Annotated in this window: 15 protein-coding genes and 1 other annotated feature; of the genes, 6 read left to right on the forward strand and 9 right to left on the reverse strand. The window is 31.4% G+C overall.

The window, feature by feature from the left end; translation table 11 throughout:
- Positions 1 to 395 precede the first annotated feature (395 nt).
- The 8 genes from KTC92_RS05970 to KTC92_RS06005 form a co-directional block, all read right to left on the reverse strand.
- A complete protein-coding gene (locus KTC92_RS05970; protein ID WP_220287521.1) occupies positions 396 to 1,373 on the reverse strand; it encodes a DUF4367 domain-containing protein in 978 nt (325 codons plus the stop codon).
- The gene (locus KTC92_RS05975; protein WP_220287519.1) at positions 1,363 to 1,935 is read right to left on the reverse strand and encodes a sigma-70 family RNA polymerase sigma factor; all 573 of its coding nucleotides are present in this window, start codon (positions 1,933 to 1,935) and stop codon (positions 1,363 to 1,365) included. Before KTC92_RS05975 ends, KTC92_RS05970 begins: the two co-directional genes overlap by 11 nt.
- Before the next feature lie 323 nt (positions 1,936 to 2,258).
- The gene (locus KTC92_RS05980; RefSeq protein WP_220287517.1) at positions 2,259 to 4,235 is read right to left on the reverse strand and encodes an ABC transporter permease; all 1,977 of its coding nucleotides are present in this window, start codon (positions 4,233 to 4,235) and stop codon (positions 2,259 to 2,261) included.
- Entirely contained in the window at positions 4,225 to 4,992 is a 768-nt protein-coding gene (locus KTC92_RS05985; RefSeq protein WP_216302971.1) for an ABC transporter ATP-binding protein, read from the reverse strand. The genes KTC92_RS05980 and KTC92_RS05985 overlap by 11 nt, the downstream gene beginning before the upstream one ends.
- Before the next feature lie 131 nt (positions 4,993 to 5,123).
- A complete protein-coding gene (locus tag KTC92_RS05990; RefSeq protein WP_258280709.1) occupies positions 5,124 to 5,984 on the reverse strand; it encodes a HAMP domain-containing sensor histidine kinase in 861 nt (286 codons plus the stop codon).
- 152 nt (positions 5,985 to 6,136) lie between these two features.
- Entirely contained in the window at positions 6,137 to 6,808 is a 672-nt protein-coding gene (locus KTC92_RS05995) for a response regulator transcription factor (RefSeq protein WP_216302969.1), read from the reverse strand.
- Positions 6,809 to 6,821: 13 nt separating this feature from the next.
- On the reverse strand, positions 6,822 to 6,974 hold the full coding sequence (locus KTC92_RS06000; RefSeq protein ID WP_220287513.1) for a hypothetical protein: 153 nt from the start codon (positions 6,972 to 6,974) through the stop codon (positions 6,822 to 6,824).
- Positions 6,975 to 7,137: 163 nt separating this feature from the next.
- Entirely contained in the window at positions 7,138 to 8,301 is a 1,164-nt protein-coding gene (locus KTC92_RS06005; RefSeq protein ID WP_216302968.1) for a dicarboxylate/amino acid:cation symporter, read from the reverse strand.
- A gap of 425 nt (positions 8,302 to 8,726) precedes the next feature.
- On the opposite strand from KTC92_RS06005, the gene KTC92_RS06010 reads away from it, so the two are divergent.
- From KTC92_RS06010 to KTC92_RS06030, 5 genes are all read left to right on the forward strand, one after another.
- A complete protein-coding gene (locus KTC92_RS06010; protein WP_216302967.1) occupies positions 8,727 to 9,122 on the forward strand; it encodes a DUF2809 domain-containing protein in 396 nt (131 codons plus the stop codon).
- Between the two features lie 102 nt (positions 9,123 to 9,224).
- The gene (locus KTC92_RS06015; RefSeq protein ID WP_220287512.1) at positions 9,225 to 9,938 is read left to right on the forward strand and encodes an NAD(P)H-dependent oxidoreductase; all 714 of its coding nucleotides are present in this window, start codon (positions 9,225 to 9,227) and stop codon (positions 9,936 to 9,938) included.
- Between the two features lie 142 nt (positions 9,939 to 10,080).
- The gene (locus KTC92_RS06020; RefSeq protein WP_220287894.1) at positions 10,081 to 11,541 is read left to right on the forward strand and encodes an IS1182 family transposase; all 1,461 of its coding nucleotides are present in this window, start codon (positions 10,081 to 10,083) and stop codon (positions 11,539 to 11,541) included.
- Between the two features lie 306 nt (positions 11,542 to 11,847).
- Positions 11,848 to 12,093 carry a hypothetical protein gene (locus KTC92_RS06025; RefSeq protein ID WP_216302965.1) on the forward strand — a complete coding sequence of 82 codons (246 nt, stop codon included), beginning with the start codon at positions 11,848 to 11,850 and terminating at the stop codon, positions 12,091 to 12,093.
- Positions 12,094 to 12,119: 26 nt separating this feature from the next.
- Positions 12,120 to 12,764 carry a membrane protein insertase YidC gene (locus tag KTC92_RS06030; protein WP_220287105.1) on the forward strand — a complete coding sequence of 215 codons (645 nt, stop codon included), beginning with the start codon at positions 12,120 to 12,122 and terminating at the stop codon, positions 12,762 to 12,764.
- 119 nt (positions 12,765 to 12,883) lie between these two features.
- Here KTC92_RS06030 and thrS read toward each other — a convergent pair whose 3' ends face one another.
- On the reverse strand, positions 12,884 to 14,653 hold the full coding sequence (gene thrS, locus KTC92_RS06035; RefSeq protein WP_220287103.1) for a threonine--tRNA ligase: 1,770 nt from the start codon (positions 14,651 to 14,653) through the stop codon (positions 12,884 to 12,886).
- Between the two features lie 39 nt (positions 14,654 to 14,692).
- Positions 14,693 to 14,919: a binding site (T-box leader), on the reverse strand.
- 356 nt (positions 14,920 to 15,275) lie between these two features.
- Here thrS and KTC92_RS06040 point away from each other — a divergent pair.
- Positions 15,276 to 16,943 carry a PTS transporter subunit IIBC gene (locus tag KTC92_RS06040; RefSeq protein ID WP_220287101.1) on the forward strand — a complete coding sequence of 556 codons (1,668 nt, stop codon included), beginning with the start codon at positions 15,276 to 15,278 and terminating at the stop codon, positions 16,941 to 16,943.

Consider the following 16,943-nt stretch of genomic DNA (forward strand, 5'->3'; position numbering starts at 1 on the left):
TCAATTGATTCATATTTTGACCCTAAAGTGATTTTCAATTAATCTTTTATAATAATGCCAACACTACGAAGGCCTAACAAACCCCCACCCTTATTCTCCATATTCATTCATTATCCCTGTTGTTCTTTCACCAGCCCCTGCTATAAAGACGCATTTATATTCATACTTTTTCACACAGACGCTTCCTTTATATATTTCAATCTATTTTATATTTGTTTATGACACCTTCGTCACAAAATACAACTGTTTCGCAACCCTTTATGTAATATTATTATTTTTTACCACACATTGGAACATTTTTTTTCATAAATAAAGATCATATATTAAAAAAAATAAATAAATCACAAGTATGGTAATATCCCTTACTTGCGATTTATTTTCATATGCCTTAATGATTATTTAATAGATTCTGCAATCTTTATTAGTTCATTCTTTGTAATTTCTCCTCTACCCGATAAACTATAAATACAATTTTTAGTTTCCCAATCAATATATCTATCATCACTTATTACAGCATTTACACCATTAATTTTTGTTTCTTCAATTTTACCATCTGTTCCAGATGCAGATTTAGTGGTTTCATCAGGAAACCTTTGTTGCATAAATATAAACTTTCCAGTCTCCTTATTAGTAAAATATAAACTAATATATTTACTATTTTTAACTTTTGTTTCATTCTTCTCCTTATAAAATTCTGCTCTATCAAATTTATATCCTTCTGGCAAAAACGTTGGAAGCTTAACATCAAAGCAAGTATATTCATTTAATTTACTAGAATCTTTTACTTCAACAACTACACCTTCTTCCCTTTCTTTGTCCATTTTTTCTTGCTCAGCTACAGTTATTATTTTTCCATTCTGCATATGAGCAATTTTTTCACCTTTTGCTGTGAATAATTCATTGCAATTGTCCTTCGTAACTACTTGTACTTGCTTTCCTTGTTTATCAAAAACTTTACCTTTATACTCATCCGTAAGTCTCATCTCTTTTATTTTTGATGGTTCCGTTTGTATAACACTTATATGTCCTAAAGATATAGTTTTTATTACTTTCTCAGCAATATCTTGAGCAAAGGATGTTTGCATTACAGAAACGCTTATTATACATATTGCTGCCACTGCAATAGCAGTTTTTTTAAATTTATTTGATTTCTTCATAATATTCTCTCCTTTATTTTCATTTATACTTTTCAAAATTTTATTAAATACCCCTTTTTTATCGCTATCTTTACTGAAATCTTCTTTTGACATACTCTTGCTAAATTCTAAAAGTTCGCTATATTCACTTTGTTCTATTTTTTTCTTATCCTCTATCCCATTAAAATAAGCATCTATTTCTCTAGAAAACTTATCTTCAATTTTCTTATTGCTCATATTGTTCCCTCTCTTCCTCAATTTTCTTTTTTAGCTTTTTCATTGTTCTATAAAGTATTACTCCAACATTGCCTTCTGTAATATCTAATATTTGTGCTATCTCCTGATTTTTAAGATTTGCACCGAACTTAAGAGAAACAATATTTCGATCCCTTTCATTCAACATCTTCAAAGCCTTTGAAAGTTCACTGTTACTTTCTGCTGATAATATTATCTCTTCTGGAGTTTTTCCTTTTGATACCAAGTCCTTAATTGTGTCAATAGAGAATAATTTATGCTTTTTTAAGCTTCTAAAATAATCATTTACTATGTTTCTAGCTATAGCAAACATCCACACCTCAAAAGGTGACTTATGTTTAGAATACATGTCTATTTTAAACATTATTTTTTCAAAAACCTGACTTGTAAGGTCTTCTGACGTTTCAATGCTATTAACGCGATAATACATATAGTTGAAAACTCTTTTGTAATAGATTTCAAAAATATGAGCAATATCTTCTTTACATAATTCTTCTGTAACTTCTTTTTTATATGAAATATCACACAATGCAAGTTGCTTCATCTTTTTAAAGCCCTCCCTTCTTTGTTTTTTACCCGGCCAAGTAATCTCATATGTTAATACGTAAATTTTTTCATTTCATTACATAAATTTCACTTTTTTAATAGCAACCTCTATCACAAACTATTGTTACAATAATATATTCTTATGTTATATTTTAAAAGCTTAATAAAATACTAATCTAAAAAAACAGATATAACATCATAGAATACTATGTTGCCTACCTATTTTTTCAGATTAGTTAAATGTTTTCTGTATTCATCTAAGGTTGCTAAATCTCTAAGTTGGCCTCATTCAATCAGCACCCATGGTTGCACATTCCCATACTACTTATTCATTCTTTTAGCACCTGCATAAGTTATCATTAAATATATTCCATATATACAGCATACAATAGCAGAAACAATAATAATATTTGTCATCATATTCGTTGTGCCCAACTGTTTAATAAGCTTACCGATAACTTTTAATGCGACACATGAGTGTAATAATGCCATTGCAAATGGAACCAAGAAGTAAACCAAAATCTGCGCTAATATACTGTTATTAACCTGTTTTCTTCCAACCCCAAGTTTTCGAAGCATTTTATATCTTCTTTTGCTATCACTCGCTTCTGACAACTCCTGAATTGCAAGTATGGCGCCGCTTGACACTAAAAAGATTATGCCTACATATATTCCCACAAAAGAAGCCAACATTGATGTTGTTAAATTTCCAATCTGTCTCATTACACGACATGCAGCAATGTAATTACCGTAATTTAATAATTCATTATCATACTTATCAATAACCGCAATGTCTAAATCCTTAAATGTATTAATTACAAGGCCGCCCATGCTCGCATTAAAGTTTTTCACTTGATCATCGGCTAAAATAATGATTGCTGTCGAGGCTGGATCATTTATATTACTAAAATTGCTATATAAACACTCATCTTTTTCTGACTTAAACTGCTTTCCATTTATTGAGATCTCATTAGCTTTTCCTTTTAATCCATTCACAACAATTTTATTGTTAGAACAGATTGCGTAAGATTTATCATCAATCTGTAATTTTTCTCTGCCTTCCATGCCAATCAAATTATTATAATCTGACAGTTTCATAACTGCAATCTGCTGCTGTGTGTTTAATAATTTCATGTCATTTTTAGTAATGTCTGATAAATATTCGTCACTCATTAAACTTTTAATCTGAATTCCACTTTCATAAACTTCATATGCATAGATTTCCTTTATGTCGTCTTTAATAACCGTGTCTTTATTATTCATTATTTCTAATGCTGCTTTTTTATCTGCTAATCCATATATTGTAACCTCAAAAGGCTGGTTAAATTTAGAATTCCCAATAATAGCTTTATTCACACCAATTCCACTTGATAAAATCGTAATTGTTAAAAATAGCATGAGTGTGATAATTGTCAATGAAATCACATTTTTACTTATTTTATTCCCAATCTGCCTTATTGTAAATAAATTTATGTTTTTTAGATATAGCTTATCTACTTTACGTAAGCATTCTGTTATAAAGCTTCCCAATGATAAAAAGAATAAATATGTTCCTATTACTCCACAACCCAAACTTACAAAGAACAATTTATTTTTTGGTTTAAGACCTATATTCAAAATAATTGCATAGGAAATGACTAACATAATAAGCGATAATGTAAAAGCTAAGAAACCTGCTTTCACAGACATAAATTTTGTTTTATCGCTTTTTATATCATATAATAAATTAATCAGCTTATTCTTTTTAATTATCTTAATATTAAATGCGGCAACACATGCAAAAATACTTGCAAAACATATAGCAGTTTTACGTAATGCACTCCACGAAAAAACGAACTTATATTTTGATAAATCTAGCGATTTGTCGCCTCTAAACATCTCTATTGTTACTACCTGTAACCCTTTTGAAGCAAATATTCCTAAAATAATACCGAAAAACATTGCTATTATTCCAATTAATAAAGTTTCCATCAAAAGCATTCTTGAAATATCATTACGTCCCATTCCCAGGCTTCCATAGATACCAAACTCATTTTTTCTCCGTTTAATCAGAAAATTATTTGCATATATAACTAAAAAACCGATGACTACTGATACAAATAGCGAAATGATTCCTAGAATATTTTCCAAAAGATTAAGTATCATTTCCTGACTGCTTTGGATTTGCGAAAATCCAGCCTGTGAATCCAATGAATTAAATGTAAAAAACATGGCAACCGAAAATGTCAGTGTAATAAAGTAAATAAGGTAATCGCCAAAACTTTTTTTAACATTTTTATATACCAGCTTAAAATACATGATTGGTTTCTCCTCCCATTTCTGTTATTACTTCAATGACTCTGTCAAAAAAATCTTTTCTGCTATCTTTGCCTCTTTTTATCTCTGTAAAGAGTTTGCCGTCTTTTATAAAAAGAATTCTTTTCGCATAGCTTGCTGTAAATGCATCATGCGTAACCATTAGTATGGTTGCCTGCATATCCCGGTTTAGATATTCTAATGAATCTAAAAACTGAGCAGCTGATTTAGAATCCAAAGCTCCCGTCGGTTCATCAGCTAAAAGAAGGGATGGTCTTGAAATAATCGCTCTCGCACATGCTATACGCTGTTTTTGTCCGCCCGACATCTGACACGGATATTTATTTAATATATCTCTTATTCCTAATTTTTCTGAGATATTTTCTATCATTGCTGCTATTTCTTTTGGATTTTTCTTTTGAATCGTTAGTGCAAGTGCTATATTTTCATATGCTGTTAATGTGTCTAGGAGATTTAAATCCTGAAAGATAAAACCTAACTCTTCTCTTCTAAACTTTTCTAATTTATTCTCAGACATTCCATCTATTCTTGTTCCATTAATATTTATTTCACCACCTGTAATATCATCAATCGTTGATATACAATTAAGCAGCGTTGTTTTTCCGCTTCCCGATGGTCCCATAATTCCAACAAATTCTCCCTCATTAACGCTAAATGAAATTCTGTCTAACGCCTTTGTCAGCATTCCTTTTGTACCATAATATTTTTCTATATGACTTACTTTTAATATTTCTTTCATCTTTTATTTCCTCCTCGTCTAACACTTTATGTACTAAGTATAATACGTATTTACATAATCCTATATTGATTTACATTTCAGTAATCTTTCAATTTTGAAAGATTACTGAGCAAAAAAATAAGTCATGATTATCATGACTCAAAACACATTGTTCCGCCTACTGGGAATACTATATTAAATTTTGTACCTTCTCCTCCGGTTGACTCTATGCTAAGAGCTATATTTAACTTATCTGATAACTTTTTACATATATATAGCCCCATACCTGTAGATTCGCCGTAGATTCTTCCATTCTCACCAGTAAATCCATGATTAAAAACCTGTTCAATATCCGATTCTGATATACCAATTCCATTATCTTCAATCGTAAGTATTATTTGATTATTTCTTTTTTTTGCTGTAACTCTTATGATTTTCTCGTCCTTATCTAAATATTTAATAGCATTTGTTATAATCTGCTGTAAAATAAAATTAAGCCATTTTTCATCCGAATATACAAACACCTCAAGATTGTCAAATTCTAAATGTATTCTATTGTAAATAAAAGATTTTGCAAAGGTCTTAAAACATTTTTTGACAACACGCTCTAATGAAAGCTTTTTAATTAAATAATCATTCTCAGCATACTCACTCTTTGAATAATACAATACTTGATTCAGTAAACGTTCTATCTGCTTTAATTCAGTTTTAACATTCTTTGTCACCTGTGACGGATTATTGTCAATAATAAGTTCAGCGGATGCTAATGGTGTTTTTATTTCATGCAGCCATATTTCTAAATATTCTTTATAATTATCTGTCACCTGCTGGTATTCACAAATTTTATTAACAACACTTTTTTCAATTTTTCCAAATGTATTATATATAATATTTCCTTCGAAAAAGTCAGGTTCATCAAGTGTCTCCTTTATCAGATATAATTCATTTATTTTTTCTGTACTTTCAATAACACAATCATAAAATTCCTTTTTCTTCACGTAATCAATTGTCATAAATAAAAGAATTGGGAAATACCAGATTATTAAAATACCGAATAAACAGATACTCTCTATATTAATATAGATCAAGAACAGTATTAACAGAATGCTAAGTAGTGTATTACAGCATAGAAATAGCTTCTTATCATTCAAATATTTTCTAATATTCATTCTACTATGTACCCTTGTCCTCTTTTTGTTTTAATAAACTCTTTAAGGCCTATTTCATCTAATTTTTTTCTAAGTCTTGTCATATTTATAGAAAGGCTATTATCATCAGCAAAATATTCTGCAGACCATAACTCTTCCATTAATTCTTCTCTTGACACAATTTCATTTTTTCTTTTTATAAGGCTTGTCAATAAAATTAGTTCATTTTTTGTAATGTCAATCTTTACTCCATTTGCTGCCATTGAACTGTTACATAAATTTATGGTAAGTCCACTACATTCCATCCCCTCTTTAGATTTATTCCCTGCCTCGCTCCGTTTTAGTACTGCATTTACCCTAGCTAATAGTATCTCTGTGTTATATGGCTTTGTTATAAAATCATCTGCACCTAATTTTATGCTCAGAAGTTCATCCATGTCACTGTCACGGCTGGTTACTATAATAATTGGAACTTCTGAAAATCTTCGCACTTCTCTGCAGATATAATAACCGTCATATACAGGTAGGTTAATATCTAGCATCAGAAGTTCCGGCTGCTGCATTTTAATAACATCTATAATATTATCAAATGTTTCAGGAGCTATAACTTCATATCCATAACGCTCCAATAATACTTTTAATTCCGTTCTAAGCCTTTGTGTATCTTCAACAACTAGTATTTTACTCATATTAAATTCCTCTTTATATGTTTTTATTTTGTGCTTTATACTTTGCCAATACTTTAGGCTTTTGGCGCATCCACTGGTTACTATATTTTTTACAAATAATATTACTACCATATATCCATGCAACAACTTCTAGTGTTTCTTTATTATCTTCGGTATATTTTACCAATAAAAAACACTAATAGCAATCAGATTTTTGCTAATAAAGAAGGAGAGGTTTCCCTCTCCAATATTCTATTAATGTCCTTATATGGATATTAAAAACTACCATATTAGAAAACCAGGCACATCATAGATAATAATTCCATGATGTGCCTGGCCTTTTAATATATTTATAATTTATGTTTATTTGCATATCCTGTAAGCATCAGTGTTAACGCACCATCCCCAGTAACATTACACGCAGTACCAAAGCTATCTTGCAACGCAAAAATTGTAATCATTAGTGCAGTACCCGTTTCATTGAAACCTAAAACGCTTACGATAAGACCTAAAGAAGCCAAAACAGTTCCTCCAGGAACACCAGGAGCACCTATTGCGAAAATACCAAGTAGAATAACGAATACTACCATAGATGTAAGATTTGGAAGCTTTCCATAAAGAATTTGTGAAACAGTCATAACAAAAAAAACTTCAGTTAAAACAGAACCACAAAGGTGAATATTTGCAAACAGAGGAATACCAAAGTCTACCATATCCGGTCTCAGTGAATCTGATTTTTTTGCACATGATAATGCAACCGGTAGTGTAGCAGCTGAAGACATTGTCCCAACTGCTGTTAAGTATGCAGGACCATAGTGTTTTAAAACAGACATAGGGTTTTTACCTGCGTATATACCAGCAATGCCGTATAAAGCAGTAAGCCAGATAATATGCCCAACAATTGCTATTAAAACGACACCTAAGAAAATAGGAAGTTGTTTTGTGACAGATCCCTCATAAGCAAGAGTCGCAAATGTTGAAGCTATGAAAACAGGAAGAATAGGAATGACTATTCTTGTAACAATTTCTAAAACCATGTTTTGAAATTCATCTAAAGCGGTTTCAATTGTTTTAGCGCTTGTCCATGTTGCAGCTAATCCAATAACCATAGAGAATACTAATGCACTCATAACTGGCATAATTTGAGGTATATCAAGTTTGAAGATTAATGCAGGTAGCTCTTTTAATCCCTCAGTAGCAGGTGTTATTGAAAGACTTGGTATAATTGCATATCCAGCGATTGCTGACATAGTTGCAGCACCAATTGAGGATACATAAGCTATAAAAACAGCAATACCTAACATTTTTGTAGCATTCTGTTTTAGCTTAGTGATAGATGGTGCTATAAATCCAATGATGATAAGTGGTACAGCAAAGAAGATTATTTGTCCTAGTATATATTTAATGGTAACAATTACAACCATTAAGCTTTTAGGACATACTAAACCAATACCTAACCCTAGTGCTACACCGACAATTAGTTTGATAATTAAGTTATTAGATTTTTTTTTCATAGTTTTCCCCCCTACCGTTATTACGATTAAAAAATGTATTTTTATTTCCATTTTTTTTATATCATCAAGTATAACATTAAATCATCACCTGCGGTGCTACAATATTAACGACTTCAGAAGGATATTTATACTCTCACTGAAGTTTTCTCTTTGTTAATGTATATAACTCCCACTTATAGTAGTGGGAGACTTGACTTCTGAAATGTCGTTAAAATTAAAATAAATTCAAAATGATGGTAATTTGTTTGCTTTACGATATAATAAAGGTACTAGTTATTCAATTGTATTGTATAAATATATAATATCATGGAAAATATAAGCCGTTTGCAACAAGGAATGAACGTAATATTGGAATGACTTAGAGTAAAACCACTTTAAGTATTTCTGTTTATTTTAAAGTAAATGAGTGAAAGTAGAGGGTCTTTATGAAAATAAACATTAAGTATATATTGAGTTTTATTATTTTATTGATAACTGAAACAATTATTGCACTTTTTATAAATGACACCATTATTCGACCATACATTGGAGATATTCTGGTAGTTATTTTAATGTACACCTTCATAAGAGGGTTTATACAAAAACCAATAAAGTTTTTACCTATTTACCTATTCTTTTTTGCTTCAGCCGTAGAATTGGGTCAATATTATCATATTGTAGATTTGCTACATTTAGAAAACAATAAAATGATTTCAACAATTATCGGAACTTCATTTGATATAAAAGATATTGTATGCTACCTAATTGGAAGCATACTTTTGGTTGTGTGGGAAAAAATCACAAGATATACTATTATAAATAAGCCTTTAGATAGGTGGTGATGTTAACGACATTTCAGAAGGGAAGTCTCCCACTTATATAAGTGGGAGTATAAATCCCCTTCTGAAGTCGTTAATCTTTCAGCTCCGAAGGAGATGATTTAATTGAAAATACTAATTATCAATGGGAGTGCACATAAAGGAAATACCTGGGCACTTGTGGAAATAGTAAAAAAACATATGCAAGAACTTTCAGATAGAAATATAGATTTTGACGAGGTACATTTAAAAGAAATAGGACTCCCCTTTTGTGCCGGATGTAGTTCATGCTTTATTAGAGGAAATAAAAGTTGCCCTCATCACTTGGAAGTGCAAAAACTTATTGATAAAATTGAAGAAAATGATGCGACAATTATTGCGAGTCCTTGCTATAGCAATCATGTGAGCGCATTGATGAAGAATTTTATAGATCATTTGGCTTTTAAAACTCACAGACCAAGCTTTTTCAGAAAGAAAATGCTCGCGGTATCCACTGCAGGTGGAAATGGCGCTAAAAGCTGTACCAAATACTTAAGAGAAACATTTATGTGTTGGGGATTTAATCGTGGATATGAACTTCCAGTTATATCGAATAGTTACGGAGAGTATGAACCTCCGCAAAAAGTGACTAAAAGATGCGAAAGAGTTGCTGAGAAATTCTACAAGGACGTTGATAGTGAGAAGTTATATTCTCCAACATTTGTGAATTTATTGGTTTATAATATTTTTCGTGGGATGAGCCATGCTGGAACTGAGGATGAATTTTATGACAATAAGTATTGGAAAGAAACTGGACTAGTTGATGTTGCATATGCGACAAAAATACCCCTTCCTTTTTAGAGGCCACTGAAAAACTATATGAAAAATCGTCATCTAATTAAAGATGGCGATTTTTTTATATAAAAGACTAAAAAACAAAAAGGAATTTTAAAAGATATGTCGAATTAGTATAGTAGAATAAAATAAAAGGGGCTAAACTATTATGCTAAAAGGACAATTGGAAATAAAAATAAATACATACCATAGCTTATATTCGTTAATTATTCCGAAAGATAACATTTTAAAGCAAATTAATGACCTTGTTGACTTTTCATTTGTTTATGACGAATTGATGATTAACTATAGTTCATCTATGGGTAGAGGTGCTATTAACCCCATAATGCTATTTAAATATTTACTTTTGAAAGTAATATATGAATTGTCTGATGAAGATGTTGTTGAAAGAACTCTTTATGACATGTCCTTTAAATATTTTCTAAATTTAGCCCCAGAAGAAACAAATTTAATAAACTCAAGTACACTAACTAAATTTAGAAAGCTTCGCCTTAAAGACATGAATTTATTGGATTTATTAATAAACAAGACTGTAGAACTTGCTATAAAAGAGGGAGTTTTAAAAAGTAAAGCAATAATAGTTGATGCTACGCATACCAAGTCACGTTATAACCAAAAGTCAGCAAGCGAGGAATTATTGAAACGTGCAAAAAACTTAAGAAAAACATTGTACGGAGTACATCCTGGTATTAAAGAAGAGTTACCTAATAAAGTTACAACTGGAGTACTTGAAGATATTCTTGAGTACTGCAAATTATTAATTGATACCATAAACGAGAAGCCAGAAACTGCAGCAAATCCAGCTGTGAAAACTAAATTAAACTACTTAATGGAAGCTATTAATGATGACTTAGAAAATCTAAAAATATCAAAAGATGAGGATGCAAAAGTGGGGCATAAAACTGAGGATAGTTCTTTTTTTGGATATAAATCACACCTTGCTATGAGTGAAGAACGTTTAATTACAGCAGCTGTTATTACAACTGGCGAAAAAAGTGATGGAAAGGAGCTCATAACCTTAATAGAAAAAAGCCGTGAGGCTGGTATAGATGTAAATGAAGTAATTGGAGATACAGCTTATTCTGAAAAGAAAAACCTAGAATATACAAAAGAAAATAAAATTGCATTAATTTCAAGACTAAATCCTGTAATTTCACAAGGAATGCGAAAAAAAGAAGATGAATTTGAGTTTAATAAAGATGCTGGTTTATTTGTATGTCCGGCAGGTCATATGGCTATTAAAAAAGCAAAACAGGGAAAGAAGAATGTTGGTAAAAATCAAGTGCTAACCTACTATTTTAATGTAGAAAAGTGTAAAAATTGTGTTCATAAAGATGGGTGTTATAAAGAAGGCGCTAAATCTAAAACTTATTCAGTTTCAATAAAGTCAAATACTCACAAAGATCAAATAGAGTTCGAAAAAAGTGAATATTTTAAAAAACGAGCTAGGGAACGTTATATGATAGAGGCTAAAAACAGTGAACTTAAGCACCAACATAGCTATGATGTAGCAATATCGTCAGGCTTAATTAGCATGCAAATGCAAGGTGCATTATCAATCTTCACTGTGAATCTAAAGAGAATAATTAAGTTGAAAAGCATGAAATAGGGCTTTTAAAACTTAATTATAAAATAAAAAGCATGAGATATCCAAAATATGAATATCTCATGCTTTTTCTATTCAAGCTTGAAAACTCTACTAAATAAAGAGTGCTTTTTTCAGCGGCCTCCCTTTTTACAAATGTTTTTTTGGAAATATCACATATTCCTTTGCGAAGAGGATGGGGGCAAAGACAAAATTGACTTACAGGAAATAGAAATTTTTATAAAAAGATCCTATTGTTTTTTACAAATGTAATATTGTCCATAATATATGTTATAATGTTTAAAAATAGCAAGTGAGGAGGTGTGTAAGTTGAATTATGACTTAATAAATTTAATTCAGTTAATGTTTTTAGTTATATGTTTTGCTAGCATAGTCTCTTATACTGTATACTCCTATAAAAATCTTAAGTATAAAACTGAAGAAAATGTTGCAAGAAATATTTTAATTCAGTGGCTTGGATTTATAAAAAAAATACTTCCAGAAGATTATATTATTTATGAGAAATATGGTATGTGGATATATACAGATCGTTTTAAAATTGAAATGATGTTTTAGCCAAAATTATTCGAAGGAGGATAAATATGAACATCATTTTTAATTTTTTAAGTAGTTTATTAAATTCAATTTTTAATTTCACTGGGGATTGGGGCCTAGCAATAGTTTTACTTACGATAAGTGTAAGATTAGTACTTTCACCAATGTCTTTCAAACAAAAAAAATCCATGCAACAGCAGCAAAGGTTTGCTATAAAAATGAAAGAACTTAAGGAAAAATATAAAGATAACAAAGAAAAACTTGAAGCAGAAGTTAAAAAACAATCTGTCCAAAGTGCAAAAAGTATGATGGGGTGCTTAGTAACACTACTCCAACTGCCTATATTAATGACTATGTGGAGTGTATTTAATAAAATCCCTGTGAGCGTAGGTACATATCTTATACCTTGGGTGTCTAGTATTAAGATCTCAGACAGTTATTTTATCGTTCCACTGATATATATGCTTGTATCCTTAACCCCAAGCCTGCTTTCATATGTAACTTTTTTAGAAATTAAAGGCCAGGCTACAATGAGCAAGAGTAATATCATAATAATGGCAGTAGCTGGTTTATTTGTTGCTAAAGCAGCTCCAATTGCAGTGGGGATATACTTGATAACCACAAGTGTGTTCAACTTTTTAGAAGAGCTTGTTTTTAGAATATATATGAGAAATTTAAAAACTGAAAATTAATAAATGTTAGAAAAAATCCTGCTAATTTATTTTATTAGCAGGATTTTTAACATTTACAGTAGAATAACTTATTCATAACATAAGCGAAATGGCACAATTAAATTTCATGTTTTTTACAATTAATCATCTAGCCTTTTACTATCGATTTCCTGTATGATTCTTGAAATAAAGTCCTCAAGTAAGCAATTGCCCTCATCACCATTCTTTCTACTTCTAAGGGATATACTCGCTGAGTTTTCTTCTTTTTCACCAATAACAATAATATATGGCAACCTCTCGTTTCGAGCATCTCTAATTTTATATCCTATTTTTTCTGCTCTACCATCTAAACTAACTCTGATATTATTTTCTTCCAGTTTATTTACTACATCTTTTGCATAATCATTATACTGCTCCGATATAGGCAGTACTTTAACTTGTACAGGTGATATCCATGTTGGGAACTTGCCTGCAAAATGTTCTATCAAAATGCCAATAAATCTTTCTATACTACCAAAAATTACTCTGTGTATAACAATTGGTCTGTGCTTTTCTCCATCACTGCCAATATATTGAAGGTCAAATCTTTGTGGTAGCTGTAAATCTAGTTGTATAGTTCCACATTGCCATTCCCGTCCTATGCTATCTTGCAAGTGAAAGTCAATTTTAGGTCCGTAGAATGCCCCGTCTCCTTCATTTATCTTAAAATCCATGTTCATTTCCGTGAGAGCGCCCTGAAGTGAGCTTTCTGCTAATTGCCACTCTTCATCACTTCCCATAGAATTTTCTGGTCTTGTTGAAAGTTCTACTCTATATTTAAACCCTAACCTTCCATAAACCTCATTTATAAGTTTAACTACGCCCTTTATTTCTTCTTTTATCTGCTCTGGTAACATGAATATGTGAGCATCATCCTGTGTAAATGCTCTAACTCTCATAAGTCCGTGCAAAGCTCCAGATAGTTCATGTCTGTGCACTTTACCTAGTTCTCCCGCTCTTATTGGTAGATCCCTGTAAGAGTGAGTTTCTGATTTATATACAAGCATTCCTCCCGGGCAGTTCATTGGTTTTATAGCGAATTCTTCTTCATCTATATTGACTGTATACATGTTCTCTTTATAGTGAGACCAATGCCCAGATGTTTCCCAAAGTTCTTTGTTTAACACCATAGGAGTTTCTATCTCAACATAACCTGCCTTCTTATGAATTTCTCTCCAGTACTCAATTAATTTGTTTTTTAAAACTACACCATTAGGGAGAAAGAATGGAAATCCTGGTCCCTCATCCATTAAAGCAAATAATTTTAGCTCTTTCCCAAGTTTTCTATGATCCCTTTTCTTCGCTTCTTCAAGCATATTCAAATATTCATCAAGTTCACTTTTCCTTGCAAATGCCGTTCCATATATTCTTTGAAGCATTTTATTTTTTTCACTACCCCTCCAGTAAGCGCCTGCAACTGATAATAATTTGAAAGCTTTTACCTTTGAAGTTGATAGTACATGAGGCCCTGCACAGAGTTCTATAAAATCTCCTTGCTTAAAGAAAACTAGTTCTTCATACTCTGGCAAATCATTAATGAGTTCTATTTTATAAATCTCGCCCTTATCCTTCATAAGTTTTAAAGCTTCTTCTCGAGAAATAACTGATCTCTCGAGTCTTAAGTCTTCCTTAACTATTTTTCTCATTTCTTCTTCAATTTTTTGGAGTATATCCATAGTAAAGGGTTCTTCCACATCAAAGTCATAATAAAACCCATTATCTATTGCAGGACCTATAGCCAATTTAGCATTTGGATACAATCTCTTTACTGCCTGAGCGAGTATATGGGATGTGGTGTGTCTAAGCGCCCTTTTTCCTTCTTCTTCATTAGAATTTATTACACTTCCATCTTTTATTACAACCTTTAACATAAATATTCCTCCTTCAAAAAATAATAAACCCGTCCCAAAATAAGGGACGAGTTTTATCGCGATTCCACCCAAATTACAGAAGGCTTAGTTTAAACTCACCTCTGTCACTCAATACCACTAACGCCGGTTTGCGGAATTACCTACTTAAGTTCAGTAATCAACTCAGAGGTGGTTTTCAATATTGCTTATTCAAGAAACTTTTCAGCCGGTGAGTTTCTCTCTCTTTGAACAGTATACTATTTACTTTTCCTCTTCACAGTTTTTAATTTAAAACTATTGTATTCCAACCTATTCCAATTGTCAATATGTGTTCTAATTATTATAATATGTCTATTCCACATATAAGTGATTATTTATATATTATATCCTAAAATTTCAACAACATTCTTGCAAATGACTTGATTGAAAAATATTTATTGGATGAAACATGGTGTACAGTTCAAACATGGGTACAATTTTATTTAGAAATTTATTTTAATATTTCATTGACAATATTTTCACTATGAAATATACTTTAATAAAGAACGCAAACGTTTGCACATGTTTAATATAAAAATACAATTGCGTATTGAAATTTTTATAAATACATATTCATTAAATCAATATTGGAGGTAATTGGACTATGGTTAAGAACAAATCAAAAATAATTTCATTCGATTTTTGGCAAAAATTTGGTAAGGCATTATTAGTGGTGGTCGCAGTTATGCCAGCAGGTGGACTAATGATTTCATTAGGATCAGTTATAGGAATAGCAGCACCTAATTCTTCATTTGTGCAAACGTTATCGCAAGTTGTGGGAGGTATAGGATGGGGGCTAATAGTTAATTTAGGGCTATTATTTGCTGTAGCTATCGGTGGTTCTTGGGCTAAAGAGCGTGCTGGTGGAGCATTTGCAGCACTCATTGCATATATTTTAATAAATAAAATTACTGGTAATGTATTTAATATTACCAATGAGATGCTCACGGATGCTCATGCAACAGTAACTTCCTTAACAGGTCAGCACCTTTTGGTTAAAGATTACTTTATTTCTGTTCTTGGATCCCCAGCATTGAATATGGGAGTATTTGTTGGTATTATATCAGGTTTTCTTGGAGCAGTTTTATTTAATAAGTATTATAACTATAATAAATTACCAAATGCACTTGCATTCTTTAATGGTAAACGATTTGTACCATTCGTTGTTATCGCAGGCTCCAGCGTTGTTGCACTTTTATTTGTAATAGTTTGGCCATTTGCTCAATCAGTTATAAATGGATTTGGCAAATGGATTGCAACATCACAAAATACTGCACCATTTATTTCACCCTTTATATATGGTACGCTTGAGCGTCTATTACTACCTTTTGGACTTCATCATATGATTACAATACCAATAAATTATACAGATCTTGGTGGAGCATATAAAGTATTAACTGGAGCTAATGCAGGCAGTCTTATACTTGGACAAGATCCGCTTTGGCTTGCATGGGCTACTGACTTAGGTAACTTAAAAGCCGCTGGAGATATGAGTGCATATAATAACTTACTTGCAACAATTCATCCAGCACGTTTTAAAGTTGGCCAAATGATTGGCGGAGCTGGCTCCTTAATGGGTGTTGCACTTGCTATGTATAAAAGTGTACCAAATGAAAAACGATCAAAATATAAATCAGTATTTTTTTCAGCAGCCATTGCAGTTTTCTTAACAGGTGTTACTGAACCATTAGAATTCATGTTTATGTTTGTTTCACCAATATTATATGGTACTTATGCAGTTATGCAAGGCTTTGCATTTATGTGTGCGGACATATTTAATCTGCGAGTTCACAGTTTTGGTGTTATAGAGCTTGTAGCACGTATACCGATGATTGTAAAAGCAGGGATTATAGGTGATCTTATAAGATATGTACTGGTGACCGTCGTATTTTTCTGCATAAATTATGTTGTATCTAAATTTATGATCAAGAAATTTAATATAGCAACTCCAGGCCGTAACGGAAATGAAATTGATATGGAGGAAAATTCAATTGATTCTACTGTAAATCAAAAAGTTGAGGCTAGTAAAAAAGGAAGTCAAGCCGCAACCATTATTGAATTACTTGGAGGGAACGAAAATATTGTAGATGTGGACGCATGTATGACCCGTCTTCGTGTAACAGTAAAAGATAATTTATTAGTTGCCGAAGAAAATGAATGGAAAAAAAATAAGGCTTTAGCCTTAATAATTAAAGGTAAAGGGATACAGGCTATATATGGACCAAAGGCAGATGTTTTAAAATCGGATATTATAGATATATTAGGAGTCTAA

Origin of the sequence: Clostridium sp. CM027 (assembly GCF_024730565.1) — a bacterium.
Taxonomy (GTDB): domain Bacteria; phylum Bacillota; class Clostridia; order Clostridiales; family Clostridiaceae; genus Clostridium_AD; species Clostridium_AD estertheticum_B.

What these genes read in the sequence shown, in the direction of transcription:
- KTC92_RS05985 (WP_216302971.1), bottom strand. Translation starts at nt 4,992, where the DNA reads ATGAAAGAAATATTAAAAGTAAGTCATATAGAAAAATATTATGGTACA.
- KTC92_RS05995 (WP_216302969.1), bottom strand. Translation starts at nt 6,808, where the DNA reads ATGAGTAAAATACTAGTTGTTGAAGATACACAAAGGCTTAGAACGGAA.
- KTC92_RS05975 (WP_220287519.1), bottom strand. Translation starts at nt 1,935, where the DNA reads ATGAAGCAACTTGCATTGTGTGATATTTCATATAAAAAAGAAGTTACA.
- KTC92_RS06010 (WP_216302967.1), top strand. Translation starts at nt 8,727, where the DNA reads ATGAAAATAAACATTAAGTATATATTGAGTTTTATTATTTTATTGATA.
- thrS (WP_220287103.1), bottom strand. Translation starts at nt 14,653, where the DNA reads ATGTTAAAGGTTGTAATAAAAGATGGAAGTGTAATAAATTCTAATGAA.
- KTC92_RS06040 (WP_220287101.1), top strand. Translation starts at nt 15,276, where the DNA reads ATGGTTAAGAACAAATCAAAAATAATTTCATTCGATTTTTGGCAAAAA.
- KTC92_RS06005 (WP_216302968.1), bottom strand. Translation starts at nt 8,301, where the DNA reads ATGAAAAAAAAATCTAATAACTTAATTATCAAACTAATTGTCGGTGTA.
- KTC92_RS05990 (WP_258280709.1), bottom strand. Translation starts at nt 5,984, where the DNA reads ATGACAATTGATTACGTGAAGAAAAAGGAATTTTATGATTGTGTTATT.
- KTC92_RS06030 (WP_220287105.1), top strand. Translation starts at nt 12,120, where the DNA reads ATGAACATCATTTTTAATTTTTTAAGTAGTTTATTAAATTCAATTTTT.
- KTC92_RS06020 (WP_220287894.1), top strand. Translation starts at nt 10,081, where the DNA reads ATGCTAAAAGGACAATTGGAAATAAAAATAAATACATACCATAGCTTA.
- KTC92_RS05980 (WP_220287517.1), bottom strand. Translation starts at nt 4,235, where the DNA reads ATGTATTTTAAGCTGGTATATAAAAATGTTAAAAAAAGTTTTGGCGAT.
- KTC92_RS05970 (WP_220287521.1), bottom strand. Translation starts at nt 1,373, where the DNA reads ATGAGCAATAAGAAAATTGAAGATAAGTTTTCTAGAGAAATAGATGCT.